Here is a 15,792-nt window from a genome sequence, read left to right as displayed (position 1 = left end):
ATTTAAGGCTAAGCTCCATCTTCTACAAAATTGAATTTAGAAATACTAACATTGTTAGAGTTAGTGTCATTACAGGTGCTGCTTACAACAACTTGGGTGTCATTTTGTAAGATGATTGAAGTAAATACATGTGTACTGGTACATTGGCTTGCTTCATAAAATCCGGCACCACTGGCTCCAAACGTATTATCTAAAGTACCGTCAGTTAAAATACGCGCTAACATTCCTTTATTGTTAGCCATGCCGGCTAAAATAATTTGATTGCTACTATCGAGCGCTGCACCACTTAGCTCAGTGTTACCGCTTGACGCCAAAGTATATTCACCGACACCATTTACGGCAAAGCTAGTATCAAGCGCACCCGTAACGAGCAACCTAATAACATTGGCTTTATTTGGCGAATCAATAAGGTTTGCTATTAAATATAACTTACCCGTTGTGTCAGTCAAAATCTGCGCTATTTTATTGTCGGTATCTGTGGTTCCTTCACCTACATATTTAAAGACTTCAGTACCGTTTGAGCTTAACTTCAATGCGATTAGCTTTGAAGTGCCACTTAATACTGCCTTACCACCAATGAAAATATCTGCATTGTCGGTATGTACACGGTTATAGTACTCAAAAGCTGAGCCTATGATACTTCCGCCAGTGCCAAAGTTTGGCTCAAGGGTACCTTCTGGTGTCAACATTATAACGATTGGGCTAGGAGTGCCGCTTATTACGATTGACCCAACAGTAATAATGTTACCGCTATTATCAAGTGCAATACCTGTCAGGTTTACCAATTCTGCGCCACTGACAGAGGTTGTGTATACACCATCTGTTGCAAATGAAGTGTCTAAATTACCAGACTGATCAACTTTAGCTACAAAGCCCGCTTCACCATTTTCACTATTTTTAGAGCCTGTAATAACTAAATTGCCGTCGCTTTGCTCGGTTAAAGCGACGCGCGACTTACTCAAATCTATGGCAATTTCTTTATGGCCACTTTCGCTAAAGCTAGTATCGATATCACCCGCACTCGTAAAGCGTGTTAATACTAACTTAGTAATTGAGTCCGATTTAGCCGTTGATGCAAGAATGTACTTACCAGCATGAGGGTCATTGCTAAGTTGTAAAACGTGCATTGATTCGTCGTTTGTCGCATCTACTAAATTATTAAGGGTAAAGTAACCATTCGTTTCAAAGTTACCAAATAATGTGGCTTGACTGTCTATTGCTGCAATAAACGGTTTTGTATTTGAATCATCATTAACACCAGCTACCCAAAGAGTGTCATTAGAGTCGATAGCTAAAGTGTTGGCAAATTGCTTACCACTTATACCATCAATTATATTAATGCCGGAGGTGCCATAGGCACTATCTAAAGTACCTTGATTATTAATCCGTGCTGAAAATAATTTTTCTGAGGCTGATACGCCAGTCGTCCCCGACAAACTAATGCCATTGTTACTAGGCTCGTGTTTAATACCTGTAATTTTAGCGCCGCCATCACCATTTCCACTATCATTATCAATATCATAAATTGCAATACCAGCATTACCAAAGGTGGTGATTAGTTCCCCATCTTTATTAATAGCTAATACTACCGCTTCTTTTTCACCGCTGGTTCTTGTTACATATCCACCTGCGAAGGCAGTAAATTCAGAATCAACAACTCCGCCTACAGCAAAAAGTTCGTCGTCTGTATTATTATCAGATATATCAATTGTTAGTGCTGCACCACCATTAAAGTTATTGTCATTATCGCCATCAGATTTTAAATAACGAAGTAGAGAGTCTTTTGTTCCCTCTGCATTGGTAACACTCCCAACCACTAAGTAATCGGAATCATCAAAGTTCTTAACTGCAAAGCCTTCATCATCTCGATTAGCGCCGCTAACATCGACAATAGCTGGAGTAGAGTTCTCAAAATCTAGATCTGATTTTTTATAATGTATCCATAGACTATCGTTTTGAGTGCCATCAAAGCGTTTACCTACAGCCAGTATTTTATCGTCATCAATTTCAAGGTCATTAATAACGGTAGTACTATTAAGCGTTGTACATTGAATATCTGCGCCACTTTCATCGTCGTCATCATCCGAACCAGTACTTAACGTTCCAGCGAGATCCATTTTAAGTATACAAGCTTCATTATGGGTGCCATCAAAACTAGAATAGGCAATGAAAAGATCTGTACCGTCAGAAATAATAGCGGTGGCTTCTTCGTCTTGATCTAAATCGAGTATTTTAGTGCCGGTGTTATTAAAGGCAGTATTCATATCACCATTGTTTGAGTAAGAGATAATAAGAAGGTCTTTATCAGCATTGTTGGTAAAACCAACAAAATAAAGGTTGCCATTAAGCTCTATACTGTCTTTAAATTCGCCACCAGAAAAAATGTCCGAAAGATCAAGCTCTCCTGTAATTGGGCGGCCAAATGCCACATCTTCAGTTGGAATAAAAAGCTCAACTTCATCAGTAATATTAACGGTTATGTTAACGTTTGAACTTTCATTAGGGGTGCCATCATCAGTTATAGTGATATTTAAGATATATTGATTAGTTGTTTCAAAATCAAATGGGCTTTCACCTGCGGTTGATAAAACACCAGAGCTACTATTAATTTCAAATAAAGCAGTGTTACCGCCAGTTAAACTATAAGTTAAAGTCTGGTTCTCAATATCTGACGCGCTAACAGTCCCTACAATGTCACCATCTGTAGCATTTTCATTAATACTAAAAATTTGAACTGACGCTACGGGGGCATCGTTAACGGCTGTTACGGTAATGGCTACTGTGGCTGTATTGGTTCCACCATTATTATCACTAACAGTATAAGTTACTGTGGCAAGTCCATTGATATTGGTTGCAGGTGTATATTGAATTTTATCGCCAATTATCGAGACCGAGCCAATATCAGCTGAGGCTGAAGCAATCACCAAGCTATCGCCATCAGAGTCTGTATCATTTGCTAATACGTTTATCAGTATTGGTGCAGCATCTTCAGCCATGGTCGCGGTATCGTTATTGGCAACAGGCGCATCGTTTACTGCAGTTATCGTAATAGTGAGTGTAGCAGTGTTCGTTCCACCATTATTATCACTAACAGTATAAGTTATAGTGGCGAGTCCATTTTCATTCGGTGCAGGGGTGTATTGAATTTGATTGCCAACTACTGAGACTGAGCCAATATCGGCTGATGCTGCACTGATCGCCAGGCTGTCGCCATCTACATCTGAGTCATTTGTTAATACGTTTATCAGTATTGGCGCTGCATTTTCAGCCATGGTCGCGGTATCGTTATTGGCAATAGGTGCGTCGTTCACTGCAGTTATCGTAATAGCGACCGTGGCGGTATTCGTTCCACCATTATTATCACTAACAGTATAAGTAACTGTTGCTAAGCCGTTGCTATCGGCTGCAGGTGTGTACTGAATTTGATTGCCAACTACTGAGGCTGAGCCAATATCAGCTGAGGCTGCACTTATCGTCAGGCTATCGCCGTCTTCATCTGAGTCATTTGCTAATACGTTTATTAATATTGGCGCTGCATCTTCAGCCATGGTCGCGGTATCATTATTAGCAACAGGTGCATCGTTCACTGCCGTTATCGTAATAGTGACCGTGGTATTATCTGTTCCGCCATTATTATCAGTAACGGTATAAGTAACTATTGCTAAGCCATTGCTGTCGGCCGCCGGTGTATATTGAATTTGATTGCCAACCACTGAGACCGAACCCGTATCTGCCGAGGCTGAACTGATAGTGAGGCTATCGCCATCCACGTCTGAGTCATTTGCCAATACGTTTATTAGTATTGGCGCTGCATCTTCAGCCATGGTAGCCGAATCGGCGTTTGCTATTGGGGCATCGTTTACGGAGTTAATAGTGATAGTTAACGTTGTTGTACTGGTACCACCGCTGCTATCGCTTACAGTATAAGTAACTGTTGCTACGCCGTTGTCGTCGGCTGCCGGTGTATATTGAATTTGATTGCCAACCACTGCGACTGAACCAGTATTTGCCGAGGCAGCACTGATAGTGAGGCTATCACCATCCACGTCAGAGTCATTTGCCAATACGTTTATTAGTATTGGCGCTGCATCTTCATCTACTGTCGCTGAGTCTGCGTTTGCAATAGGAGTATCGTTTACAGGAGTAATAATTATTGATAAGTTTGTAGTTGCAGTACCGCCATTACCATCACTTATTGTGTAGCTAATAATTGCTGTTCCATTTGTATTAGCAGCAGGCGTGTATTGGATTTTATTATCAACAACAGATGCAGAACCTATATCTGCAGTAGCAGCTGTTATTGTAAGAGTATCGCCATCAATGTCGGAGTCGTTAGCTAGTACGTTAACTAATAACGCAGGAGCATCTTCGTTCATCGTTGCTGAATCAGTATTTGCAGTAGGGGCATCATTAACGGGTGTCACGGTAATCGTCACACTTGCTGTTCTGTCGTTTATGCCTTCATTACCAGTGCTATAACCATCCGTAATGGTGTAAGTTAGTACTATCTCACCTGAAAAGTTTGCTGGTGGAGTAAACTGTATTTTTCCGGCGACAATAGTCGCTTCTCCAGCAATATTTTCTATGTTCGAAATACTAATCGTATCGCCATCTGCATCAGTGTCGTTAGCTAGCACGTCTAATAAAGATGCAGAGCTGTCTTCGTCTAACGTAAATTGATCGTTATTGGCTTCTGGAAAAGTATTAACGCCGCTTTCACTTAAGGTTACTTGAGCTGTAGCAGTTAAGCCTTGCTCATTTGAAATTGAATAAGTAAAGCTATCTACACCAATAAAACCTAAGTCTGGTTGGTAGGTAAACGAGCCATCAACTTTTAATGTAAGCTCGCCATTTTGAGTTGTATTAATTGCCGTAGTGTTAACTGATAAATCGCCAGCCTCAATATTAAAATCGTTAATTAATAAGCCATTTTGTACTGTTACTTCAAATAGTTTATTTTTACTAAATTGATAGGCATCATTTTGTGCGACAGGGCTATCGGGTTGGCTGTTTATTATTAAAGTTACTGTGGCTGTAGAGGTTGCACCTAATGAGTCTATAGCTTGATATTGAAATTGATCAACACCATTAAAATTAGCATCCGGCACATAACTAAAGCTGCCATCAATTGCTAATAATAGTTGGCCATGTGTTGGTGCCACAATAAATGTTTCATCAACTGAAAAACTGTCATTATTTGGGTCAGTATCGTTACTAAGCACACCATTGGTTGCTGTAACCACAAGTGTTTCATCTTCGCTTAAACTATAGCTATCATTTTTTGTTACAGGGGCTACGTTAGTGTTTGAGCTTACAATAGTTACATTTGCAATAGCCTGAGCACCTTGTGCATCAACAACTCTATACTGAAAGCTGTCCTCACCTTGCATGTTCTGCTCGCCTTGGTATTCAAAGCTACCATTATCAAAAAGGGTTAATTGTCCTCTTGTCGGTTCGCTAACAGGCGTTGTATCAACAGTTAAGTTATCTAAATCAATATCGCTATCGTTAATAAGTAAGCCAGGCGATAGGACAACTAAGGTTCCATTGTTTGTGATGTTATAAGTATTATCAAGCGCAATAGGGGCGTCGTTAACAGCTAAAATAGTTATCTCTACAACTGCGGTGTCTGTCATACCTAGCTCGTTAGCAACTTGATAGCTAAAGGCATCTTCACCATTAAAGTTTGCAATAGGGATATAAGTAAAATCCCCATTTTCACTTATATTAATGGTGCCATGCTGCGGTAGAATTAATGCATCTGCATTTACACGTAAATCGCCACTGTATTGATTCGTATCATTTGTTAGAACGTTGCCTTGCAGAGTTTGATCTTCATTTATCTGAAACTGATCGGCATTAGCTTCTGGTGCAAATGCAAGCTCTCCACCCACTGGTGCTATGTTTATTATATTAGCAAAGCCACTTTCACCACTGCCATCAATACCGGTAATAAGTACTTGATAACTTTTATCTGTAAGTGACTCGGTAATGCTTAATGCAGTATCTTGAATACTTAAAAATTGTTGCCCGTTTTCTAATTCATTAATATTAGTAGATGAAACTCCAGCTTGAGTTGCAATATAAACGTTATAACGATTAAGTTCGGGCTTAGCTTGCCACGAAAGATTAATATTATCTTCGTCTCGCTGAGCTGTAACACCTTCAATTTGATATGGTTGCCAGTTAAAAGTAATTGCATCAGCAAGGACTTGATTATTTAAAGTGTCAGTTATCCATATTTCTAGGCGTATCTCTCCTGGAGTTACGCCATAAAGTGCAGGGCTGAGGCCTATAATTGATTTTTCGTAGTCAAAACCACAATCAGAAGAACACAGTGATATGCTTTTATTGACACTAGGGAGCACTAAATTAGCTTCAGCAATGCCATCAGTATCCGAAGCTTCAAGTAAAAAAGAAACGTTGCCTTGCACAGTTTCGTTTGTTTGTGAAAAAACAATATTAGCGCGTGTATTGGCTATGCTTGATCCAACAACACCTCTACTTGAAGTGACAGCACCTAAAACTTTTGTATTTTTGGTTTGATTACTCGCTATAACACCAGCCAAATTTATATAGCTAGTCACCGTTGGCGGTACTACTTCAGCGGTAGGTGATTGTATTGCCTCTTGAGCAGGGCTTTCTTCTGAGCCTCCACAGGCACTTAACAAAAACACCATAGAACCAAGCAAAAATATATTTTTTGCTGTCATTTTAAATACTCCATAATAAAAGCTTTGTATCCAATGTGTTTATGGTTCTAATTTAAAAGAACCGCTAGCATTTACATCAGGATTATTTATTTCGTTAAGATTAAAGTTGCCAGTAATGTTGTCTAAGTCATTCAAAAATATTGCATCAACATCGCCCTCGGCTTTATTGTTGCCATGGGATGCAAATGTAACGGCTAAGTCAAGTTCGCTTAAATTTATTAAACCGCTGTAAGCCGCATACCAATTTCCGCCCGCGTCATTAAAACTAATTTCGCCATCAGGCACTGTGCCATTATCAAAATCAACAGCCATAGTCATAGCAAAGTCAGTAACAGCACCCACACTCGAATTTACATTAAAGCTTGATGCTTCATAGTTAAATACACCTTGGCGCTGAGCTATTTGATCGACTAAAGATGCGCTGCTAACTGTTTGAAATTGTTGTTCAGAATATATATCCATAGTATCTGTATCTGCTTCAAAAGCATTTACTTCAACTTCAGTTACAGATGCTTGTTCAGTCTCTTCTTCGTCGTCATCTTTAGGGTTGATCGTTACTATATTTTGATCAAACACACGTGCCGCACGCGTCGTTTTTAATACTTCACCAGAGGCTGTAATTTGTGCAAACGAAAATGCCTCGTTATCACCCAAAGAAACCACGCTATTATTTTCTAAAGTTAAATCTATTGCGCCATCCCATACAGCTAAAAACACATTACCTTCAACGAGCTGAACTTCAAAATGTGTTCCACGTATACCAATAGAGCCAACGGGGGTTTTTACATTATAAGAGCCGCCATTTTTTTTAATCACACCCGAAATAGAGCGTAAACCACCTTTAAGTAACTCAATAGAAGCAGAACCTTGTTGGGTATTATCATCAAATTCGTAGTTAGCAATATTTAGTTCTGAATTTTCTTTTAAAGCGATTAAACCACCATCCGACATTGAAAATTGCGCTTTGCTTTTCTCTCCAGTCGTAATGCGATCTACACCAAAAACGGTATCTCTGCGCTGCAACTGCCGTTGTTGTTCAGAGCTTCCATCAACCGCTAGTACAGAGCCTCGCGCTAAAATAGTTTTACCAGCAGGATCATTTGCTTGTGTATAAAAACTTACACAAAGTAAAGTGGTAATTACAGGGAGTAAATGTTTCATAAATACCTTAAATTAAAATGAGTAAGAAGCGCTTAAATTGATATCTAAACGGTCATATTCGAATAAAGAAATATTACTGGATTTATCTTGATAGTTGGCAGCCAACTGTATTGCTAAATCACGATTAACTAAATAGCGAACAGTGGTTGAGAGCATAAAGAGGTTATCGGCACGTTCTTGTAAAAATAAAGGGTGATCATCTTTATAATTAATCCATTGGTATCCAGCAAGAGATAACAACTGCCAATGCTGGGCCAGCTGAGTGTTTGCTTGGTAGTACAAACTCGTAATATTACGGCTATTAAATTCACCTTCAGTAATATCGGCTTCTTCATTTTTAGCGTTAACACTTAAACTTTGAAACCATTGCTTAGTTGCATAGCTAGCTCCTGCGTTTATTGCATAAAACGAATTATTGAGCTTTTCATCAAATCTATTATTTAAAACACCCGCAGTCGCAGAGCTAAATAAATTAACTTGTTTATTCAGCTTATAACTAGCACCTGCTGTTAAAGCTGATTCAGTACGATAAAGATCGCCATCAAGCATTAATGGAGTCGTCGATACTTGTGCAAACCAACTTATGTCATTTTGTTTATATTGATAGGCAGCATTAATATGCGCATTTATACGATCGTATTGGCTGAGTTCTGCAAACTTGTACCACCCGGTATTAACACTCAAAGTGATTAAACTTTTTTGATCTATGGGGTGAGAGTACTTTCCTCTGTAATTTAGTCGCGCATAGTTGTCTTGCGTACTTTTACTTTCTGGCGATAATAAAAATTCACCAATATTAGGGATTATAATCGTATTTTCTGCCGTACCCGCATTTACGTTGCCATCAACGCCAAGTGCAAGCTCAATATTTTGCTTATAAGAACGCCCAGCTTCTTGCTTTTTAAGTGTGGTTGTATCAAGTAACGACTGTGCCGAAGATTTTATGTTATTAGGTGTGTTAGGTGAGTTAATCAGTATTAAAGCTTGAGTATCGGCAGCAGGTAAATTATTAACGGTTAAATAAGCACGAACTAAGTACAAGCGAGCTTCATACCATCTAGGGTTGTTTTCAACCACGCGTTCAAAAGCAAATACAGCAGGTGCCGCATTTCCTGTTTTAAGCGCAGAGACCCCAAGTAAAAAATCATAAACAGGCTCACCTAAGTATTGAAATTCACTGTTACTTTTTTCGTAAGCCTGAGTATATTTCTTTTCAGAAACTAATTTTTGCAGTTCAATCAATAGATTATCATATTCATCATTGCTTTGAGCCAATGAGCTAAAACTTATTAAGGCCAAATAACTACATAGTAAATTTCTTAAAAGCTGTTTAATCATGCTTAATTTTATATCCCATAGGAAGTTTGATGTTTTGTAATCAAAGTGATGTTATACCAATCTGCTTATATGTGAGGTCTATTTAACGTTAAGAAAATCACGCTAGAACTAGGCGAAAATTTTTGTATCTAGTTGTTCTAAATAAAAAATTTTAACAACGTTTTAGTGAAATTTAATTCGTTAAGTTGCTCAAATATTTATGCAGGTTTGGTATTAGTACTAGAAATCTAGCACTTTTTGTACTTAAGTACAGCCAATGTAATCACATTGGTTAAATAAATGTTATTTAATTGCAGGCTAAATACTTGCTAATAAATCTTCAAGTTAAACTAATTAAAGGGGAGAGGTTGCTGATAAACTAATTTAGCTTAAAATATTAATTAATTTGGGTAATAAAGCTTGGGTATGCTGTATAGAATATTAAAAAATATAATTTAGGGGAATTATTAAAATATAAATAAGGGTATTACTAGGAGAAAAAGTGGGGCGATTGACGGGGCTTGAACCCGCGACAACCGGAATCACAATCCGGGGCTCTACCAACTGAGCTACAACCGCCACTACACACACCTTGTTTGGTGTGGCGCGCATAATACATAAAATAATAAATGTTGTGAAGTCTAAAAGTGAAATAAATTAAAATAATTTAAATAAACAAATTTAATCAGTGTTGGACAGCTAGTATTTACGGGGATTAGGTAACATATTTGTCGCATAACCTTCGCGAAAAATCGAATACAGGCGAATTTAATAGTATTAATTCATTATTCTATGAGAATAAATTGTAAATTAATGTATAATAATGCTCGGAAAACGCTTAATAAAAAACATTTGGAGTAAATATGGATTCAGTACTTAATTGGCTTAACGATAACTCAGGCCTAATCTTACACTACGGTATACAAGCTGTTGTTGCGCTTGTTATCTTTTTACTTGGTAGTCGTATCGCTAAGTTTTGTTCTAACTTAACTGAAAAAGGTTTTGCTAAAAAGAAAGTAGATAAAGCTGTAGGGTCGTTTGTTTCAAGCATTGTGTACACACTTGTATTTGCTGTTACTATTTTAATGGCACTTTCGCAAATTGGTATTGAAACAACTTCGTTCATTGCTATTTTAGGTGCTGCAGGCTTAGCTGTTGGCTTAGCATTACAAGGTTCATTATCTAACTTCGCATCAGGCGTACTTATTATTTTACTTCGCCCATTCAAGTCTGGTGACTTTGTTGAAGCCGGTAATAAAATGGGTACTGTTAAGAAAATCGAAATATTTTCAACTGAACTTCGTACTCCAGATAATAAAGTAATCATCGTACCAAACTCTCAAATAATGTCAGGCGCTATTACTAACTTCTCGCGTGAGTCTACTCGCCGTATCGATTTAGTTATTGGTGTTAGTTACGATGCTGATTTACGTCAAGCAAAAGAAGTATTAAAATCTGTATTAGATGCAGAAACACGCATACTTAAAGACCCAGCTTATACAGTAGCTGTATCTGAGCTAGGTGATTCTAGCGTAAACTTTGTTGTTCGCCCTTGGGTTAACGCTGCTGATTACTGGCCTACTTACTGGTCATTAATGGAAAATATTAAAATTGCATTAGATGATGCAAATATTGCAATCCCATTTCCACAAATGGATGTTCATTTACACAAGCAAGACTAATTTTAAATAGTTATTTAATTAAAGTTATCTTTAATTGTTGTAGTGATAAAGCGGCTATTAGAAATAAAATTTCATGCAGTATTTGCTGCATGAAATTTTTTACATTATTACTTAGCTGTTTTGCTTGCTCTAACAAGTAACGCTTTAATAAAATAGATATACATTTATACAAAGGTTATTTTTTAATGAAATTAAAGCTTTTATCAGTTTTAGTTGCAGCATCTGCTGCAACAAATGCATTCGCTGCAGACGCAGATCAAAAAACGTGGGAAGTTACCAGTGAACTTGGTGCTATTATCACAAGTGGTAATACAGAAACGACCACACTCAAAGGTGGTATTAAAGTACAGCACAACCTTGAACACTGGAACAACGAATACAAACTAGACGGCATCTATAAAGAAGATGAAGTTGAAGGTGCTAATGGCGACAAAAATAAGCAGCGCACTAATGAAAAGTACTCGATTTCAGCGCAAGGTAATTACAAATTAAATGAAGATCATTCTCATCTATTCATTTATGGTTCACACGTTTCAGATTATTTTGGAGCATATAGAAGTGAGTCAGTAATTTCTGCAGGTTACGGTTTACGTTTATTAAACGAAAAAACAATGTGGTTAAGTGCCGAAGTTGGTCCTGGTTATAAATATTTTGAATACCCAGATGACAGCTCTGAAATTGATGATAACGGTAACTCTCTTGCTGGCGAGTTTGAAGGCGAAGTAATTGCCTTAGGTAAATTAGATTACAACTGGCAAATTTCTGAGAGTGCACGTTTTACTCAATTAGTTGCTGTAGAGTATGGTGATACAAACACTAAAACTCGTTCAGAAACTGCATTGCTTGCAAAAATAAACGGCTCATTACAAATGAAAGTCGCTTTTAATGTCACTAACAACTCAGATGTTGCTGACGACAAAGAAAGCACTGACACAGAAACATCATTTACTCTGGTTTACAGTTTTTAACCAATGTAACTAAGTTAATGACACTAAAGTGACAAAAGGGACGAAAGTCCCTTTTTTATTTGCTCAAAATTAAGGTATTATAGCCACCAATTTTGGTTGTAGACCTAGGGATATACCTACTCGTGAAAGTTTTTACACAATTTATTAGTGCTTTTATTCTACTTTGTAGTTTTAGTACTTTGGCTTTTACGCCAACAGCATCTCAAATTGAGCAATTTAAAAAGCTGCCAAAAGCTCAGCAAGAAGCCCTAGCAAAACAGTATGGTGTTGATGTTTCAACGATCACCGGTACAAACCAATCCAATAATCAAAATAATACAGAGCAACAAAACAGTATTGGCGAGCGCGCAGAGCCAGAAAAAGAAAAGCTAACAGATGAAGAGCGCTTCAAACCAAAAGCAGACGAACTAAAACCATATGGTTATGAGTTGTTTGCAGGTGAACCCACTACATTTATGCCAAGCGAAAATGCCGCAGTACCCGATACTTATATTGTAGGTCCTGGCGATCAATTAAAAATTAACTTTTATGGTAAAGAAAGTGACAGTTTTGAAGTCATAGTTGACCGTGAAGGACGTATTAGTATTCCTGATCTGAGCCCTGTAGAAGTGGCTGGTTTAACCTTTGCTGAAATTAAAGAACTAATAAAAGTAAAAGTAGAGCAGGAAGTTATTGGTGTAAAAGCCTTTATATCGCTTGGCCAACTTCGTAGCATGCGTATTTTAGTGCTAGGAGAAGCGTATAAGCCGGGTAGCTACAGTGTTTCTTCGTTAACAACCGTTTCGCACGCATTATTCGTAAGCGGTGGCGTTTCTGACATTGCCTCTCTTCGTAATATTCAAGTTAAACGCGCAGGCAACGTAGTTGCAAACTTTGACCTTTACGACTTACTTATTAATGGCGATAGCAGTAACGATATCGTATTAAAGCCGGGCGATGCTGTATTTATTCCATCAGTTGGCGCTCAAGTAAGAGTTGAAGGTGCGGTTAAACGCCCAGCTATCTTTGAACTTAAAAAAGGTGAGTCTGCTAAGCAGTTATTAGCAATGGCTGGAGGCCTTAAACCAAATGCATATGCCAAAAGCGCAATTGTAGAGCGCTTTAACTTCGATCGTAAAGAAGTACTCTCGGTAGACTTTTCAAAATCGCAAATTAACTATATTCCACAAGATGGCGATCGTATTCGCTTTAATTCAGTTAGCTCGCAATATCAAAATTCGGTTAGTCTAATTGGAGCGGTAGCACGCCCAGGTAATTATCAATGGCACCAAGGTAAGCGTATTTCTGATGTACTTAAATCAGTACGTGGTGACTTACTACCGCAAGCAGATTTAAGCTACGGACTCGTAATCCGCGAAATAAATATAAACGGCGATATAGAAGCACATCAATTTGATGTTGCTCAAGCTATTATTAAAAACTCTGAAAATAATATACAGCTTCAAGCAAATGACAAAATAGTTGTATTTAGTCGTTTTGAAGAAAAAGAAGCAGAGCAATCAGCTCTAGCAAATATGGCCCTTAGCCAAGAGCAACAAGAGCAGCAACAAAAAGCAGAGCAATGGCATAAGTTTGAGCAAAAAGAATTCGAAAAATATATTGGCGTTAATCAAGAAGACGAAGAGCTTGTTCTTGAAGACAATAAAATACTAACAATTGCTGAAATTTCTAAACGTAAAGCAAAAAAAGAAGAAGACCAAGAACTCAAACCTGAAGATTACGCATTATTTAGCCGCCATAACTTACTAGCGCCAATTATTGCTAAATTTAAGCAGCAAGCATCAGTGCAGCAAGCTATGCAATTAGTTGAGATTAGCGGAAACGTTACTTTTCCTGGTATTTATCCACTAATGATTGGTGGTGAAGTAAGTGATTTAATAACAGCAGCCGGTGGCCTTTTAGAGTCTGCCTACGTAAAACAAGCTGAAATTACACGTATTGTAGCCAGCGATGGTTCTAAAATAGAACACTTAAGATTTGACCTTGAAAGTGCCATGAAGGGCGACCTTCAAAGTAATATTACGTTACAAAGCAAAGACAGCATAAACGTATTCGCTATTCCAAATTGGCAAGAAAACGTAAAAGTAGAATTAAAAGGCGAGCTTAAATTTCCTGGTACGTACACTATACGCCGCGGTGAAACGCTAACTGAATTACTTGAGCGTGCAGGTGGTTTTTCAAAATTTGCAGAGCAAAAAGCTGCAATATTTACTCGTGCGTCAATTAAAGAACAAGAGGAAAAGCAGTTAGCACGTTTATCTACAGAACTTCGCCGTGATATCGCTTCTAAAAGCTTCCAAAACTCGGTAAGTAGCAATACACTTTCTTATGAAGAAATGAACATGCTGTTAAACGACCTAGCTAGTGTTGAAGCCGTAGGACGTTTAGTAATTGATTTACCTTTAATTGTAAATAACCAACAAAATTTAGTATTACAAGATGGCGATACACTTTATGTACCAAGCAAGCGCGATTCAATTAGCGTAATTGGTGAAGTTAACTACTCAACGTCACATCTATATAAATCTGGTGTTAGTGTCGATGATTACATAGCGCTTAGTGGTGGCCTTAAAGAGCGTGCCGCTGAAGATCGCATTTACATTATTAAAGCCAATGGTTCAGTGAAAATACCAAATACAGGTGGCTGGTTCGCGGCAAATAATGCAGAACAGTTAGAACCAGGGGATACTATTGTAATTCCTATGAATGCCGATCACATGGATAAATTGACACTTTGGAGTACTGCAACACAAATTCTTTATCAACTTGGTGTTGCTGTTGCTGCGATTAGTAGTATTTAATAAAGAAGTAAATATTACTTTGTATTATGCTATTGCGCGAAAATTAAGCCTGAGTTTGGTTTTTGTGTAATAGCTGCTGAATAGAGATATATATGAATAGTAAAGACGCACATACTAAAAACCTATCTGTACCAACCATTGCTGATGATGAAGTAAATTTAAGTGAGCTATTCTTTGTCATTTGGGAAGGTAAATGGGTAGTAATTTTAATAACTGTCTTATTCACAATTGCATCAGTGTTTTATGCTCTAAAGCAACCAAATGTTTATAAATCAGAAGCATTACTTGCTGCTGCAGAGCAAGAGCAAAGTGGTGGCTTAGGTGCTTTAGCAGGTCAATTCGGTGGTTTAGCTAGCTTAGCTGGAGTTAATTTAGGCGGTAGTGGCACTGCTAACAAAACCCAATTAGCGCTTGAGGTTTTAAAGTCTCGCCAATTCACTTTTAACTTTATTAAAAGGCACAATATCTTACCAGACTTAATGGCTGTTAAGTCATGGAATCAAGTAGATAATAGTATTGAATACAACGAAGAGATATATAACGAACAAGAAAAAAAATGGTTAAGGGAAGTAAACGCTCCTTTTAAACCAGAGCCATCAATGCAAGAAGCCTTCAAAAAGTTTAGCCAAATTATTACTGCTGATATGAGCAAAGAAAGCGGAATGATAACTATATCAATTGAGCATGTTTCGCCAGTAATTGCGCAGCGGTGGGTTAATTGGTTAATTCAAGATATAAATACTGTAATGAAGTCTAGAGATGTTGAAGAGGCTAATAAAAGCACTGAATTTCTAACAGAGCAATTACAACAAACAAAAGTTGCAGATATTCGAACTGTTTTATATAAATTAATTGAAGAGCAAACAAAAACTATTATGTTTGCAAATGTACGAGACGAATATGTATTTAAAACAATTGATCCAGCATTAGTACCGGAACAAAAGTTTAAGCCGAAGCGTGCATTAATTTGTATATTAGGTTTTCTTTTTGGAGGAATTTTAAGCGTATTAATAGTGCTCGCTAGATACTTTTTAAAGAAAGCGAATGACTGAAAAGCTCTAAATTAATTTATGAATATGCTGCTCTAAGCATTTTGGTATATCAAAGAATAAAGATACATTTTGTATTCGATACATAAAGTATAAAAATA

General features: G+C 37.6%; 7 protein-coding genes and 1 tRNA gene. 4 read left to right on the top strand and 4 right to left on the bottom strand.

Going from position 1 to position 15,792, the window contains the following annotated elements:
* Positions 1-8: 8 nt before the first annotated feature.
* The 4 genes from I6F47_RS02785 to I6F47_RS02770 form a co-directional block, all read right to left on the bottom strand.
* Positions 9-6,713: an Ig-like domain-containing protein gene (locus tag I6F47_RS02785; RefSeq protein WP_197183300.1), complete on the bottom strand. Its 6,705-nt coding sequence runs from the start codon at positions 6,711-6,713 to the stop codon at positions 9-11.
* Positions 6,714-6,752: 39 nt separating this feature from the next.
* A complete protein-coding gene (locus I6F47_RS02780) occupies positions 6,753-7,874 on the bottom strand; it encodes a FecR family protein (RefSeq protein ID WP_197183299.1) in 1,122 nt (373 codons plus the stop codon).
* A 12-nt stretch (positions 7,875-7,886) separates the two neighbouring features.
* A complete protein-coding gene (locus I6F47_RS02775; RefSeq protein WP_197183298.1) occupies positions 7,887-9,212 on the bottom strand; it encodes a surface lipoprotein assembly modifier in 1,326 nt (441 codons plus the stop codon).
* Between the two features lie 482 nt (positions 9,213-9,694).
* Positions 9,695-9,770, bottom strand: a tRNA-His gene (locus I6F47_RS02770).
* A 284-nt stretch (positions 9,771-10,054) separates the two neighbouring features.
* On the opposite strand from I6F47_RS02770, the gene I6F47_RS02765 reads away from it, so the two are divergent.
* From I6F47_RS02765 to I6F47_RS02750, 4 genes are all read left to right on the top strand, one after another.
* Positions 10,055-10,873, top strand: a complete 819-nt coding sequence (locus tag I6F47_RS02765; RefSeq protein ID WP_007582322.1) for a mechanosensitive ion channel family protein — start codon at positions 10,055-10,057, stop codon at positions 10,871-10,873.
* A 185-nt stretch (positions 10,874-11,058) separates the two neighbouring features.
* Positions 11,059-11,841: a DUF481 domain-containing protein gene (locus I6F47_RS02760; protein ID WP_197183297.1), complete on the top strand. Its 783-nt coding sequence runs from the start codon at positions 11,059-11,061 to the stop codon at positions 11,839-11,841.
* A gap of 122 nt (positions 11,842-11,963) precedes the next feature.
* Positions 11,964-14,642 carry an SLBB domain-containing protein gene (locus I6F47_RS02755; RefSeq protein ID WP_197183296.1) on the top strand — a complete coding sequence of 893 codons (2,679 nt, stop codon included), beginning with the start codon at positions 11,964-11,966 and terminating at the stop codon, positions 14,640-14,642.
* A gap of 92 nt (positions 14,643-14,734) precedes the next feature.
* Positions 14,735-15,694, top strand: a complete 960-nt coding sequence (locus I6F47_RS02750; RefSeq protein ID WP_197183295.1) for a Wzz/FepE/Etk N-terminal domain-containing protein — start codon at positions 14,735-14,737, stop codon at positions 15,692-15,694.
* Positions 15,695-15,792: the final 98 nt, after the last annotated feature.

It is taken from the genome of Pseudoalteromonas sp. NZS37 (assembly GCF_015864265.1).
GTDB classification, from domain to species: Bacteria; Pseudomonadota; Gammaproteobacteria; order Enterobacterales; family Alteromonadaceae; genus Pseudoalteromonas; species Pseudoalteromonas arctica.
Note: the sequence above shows the minus strand (reverse complement) of the source record. Positions and strands in the feature narration are given on the sequence as shown.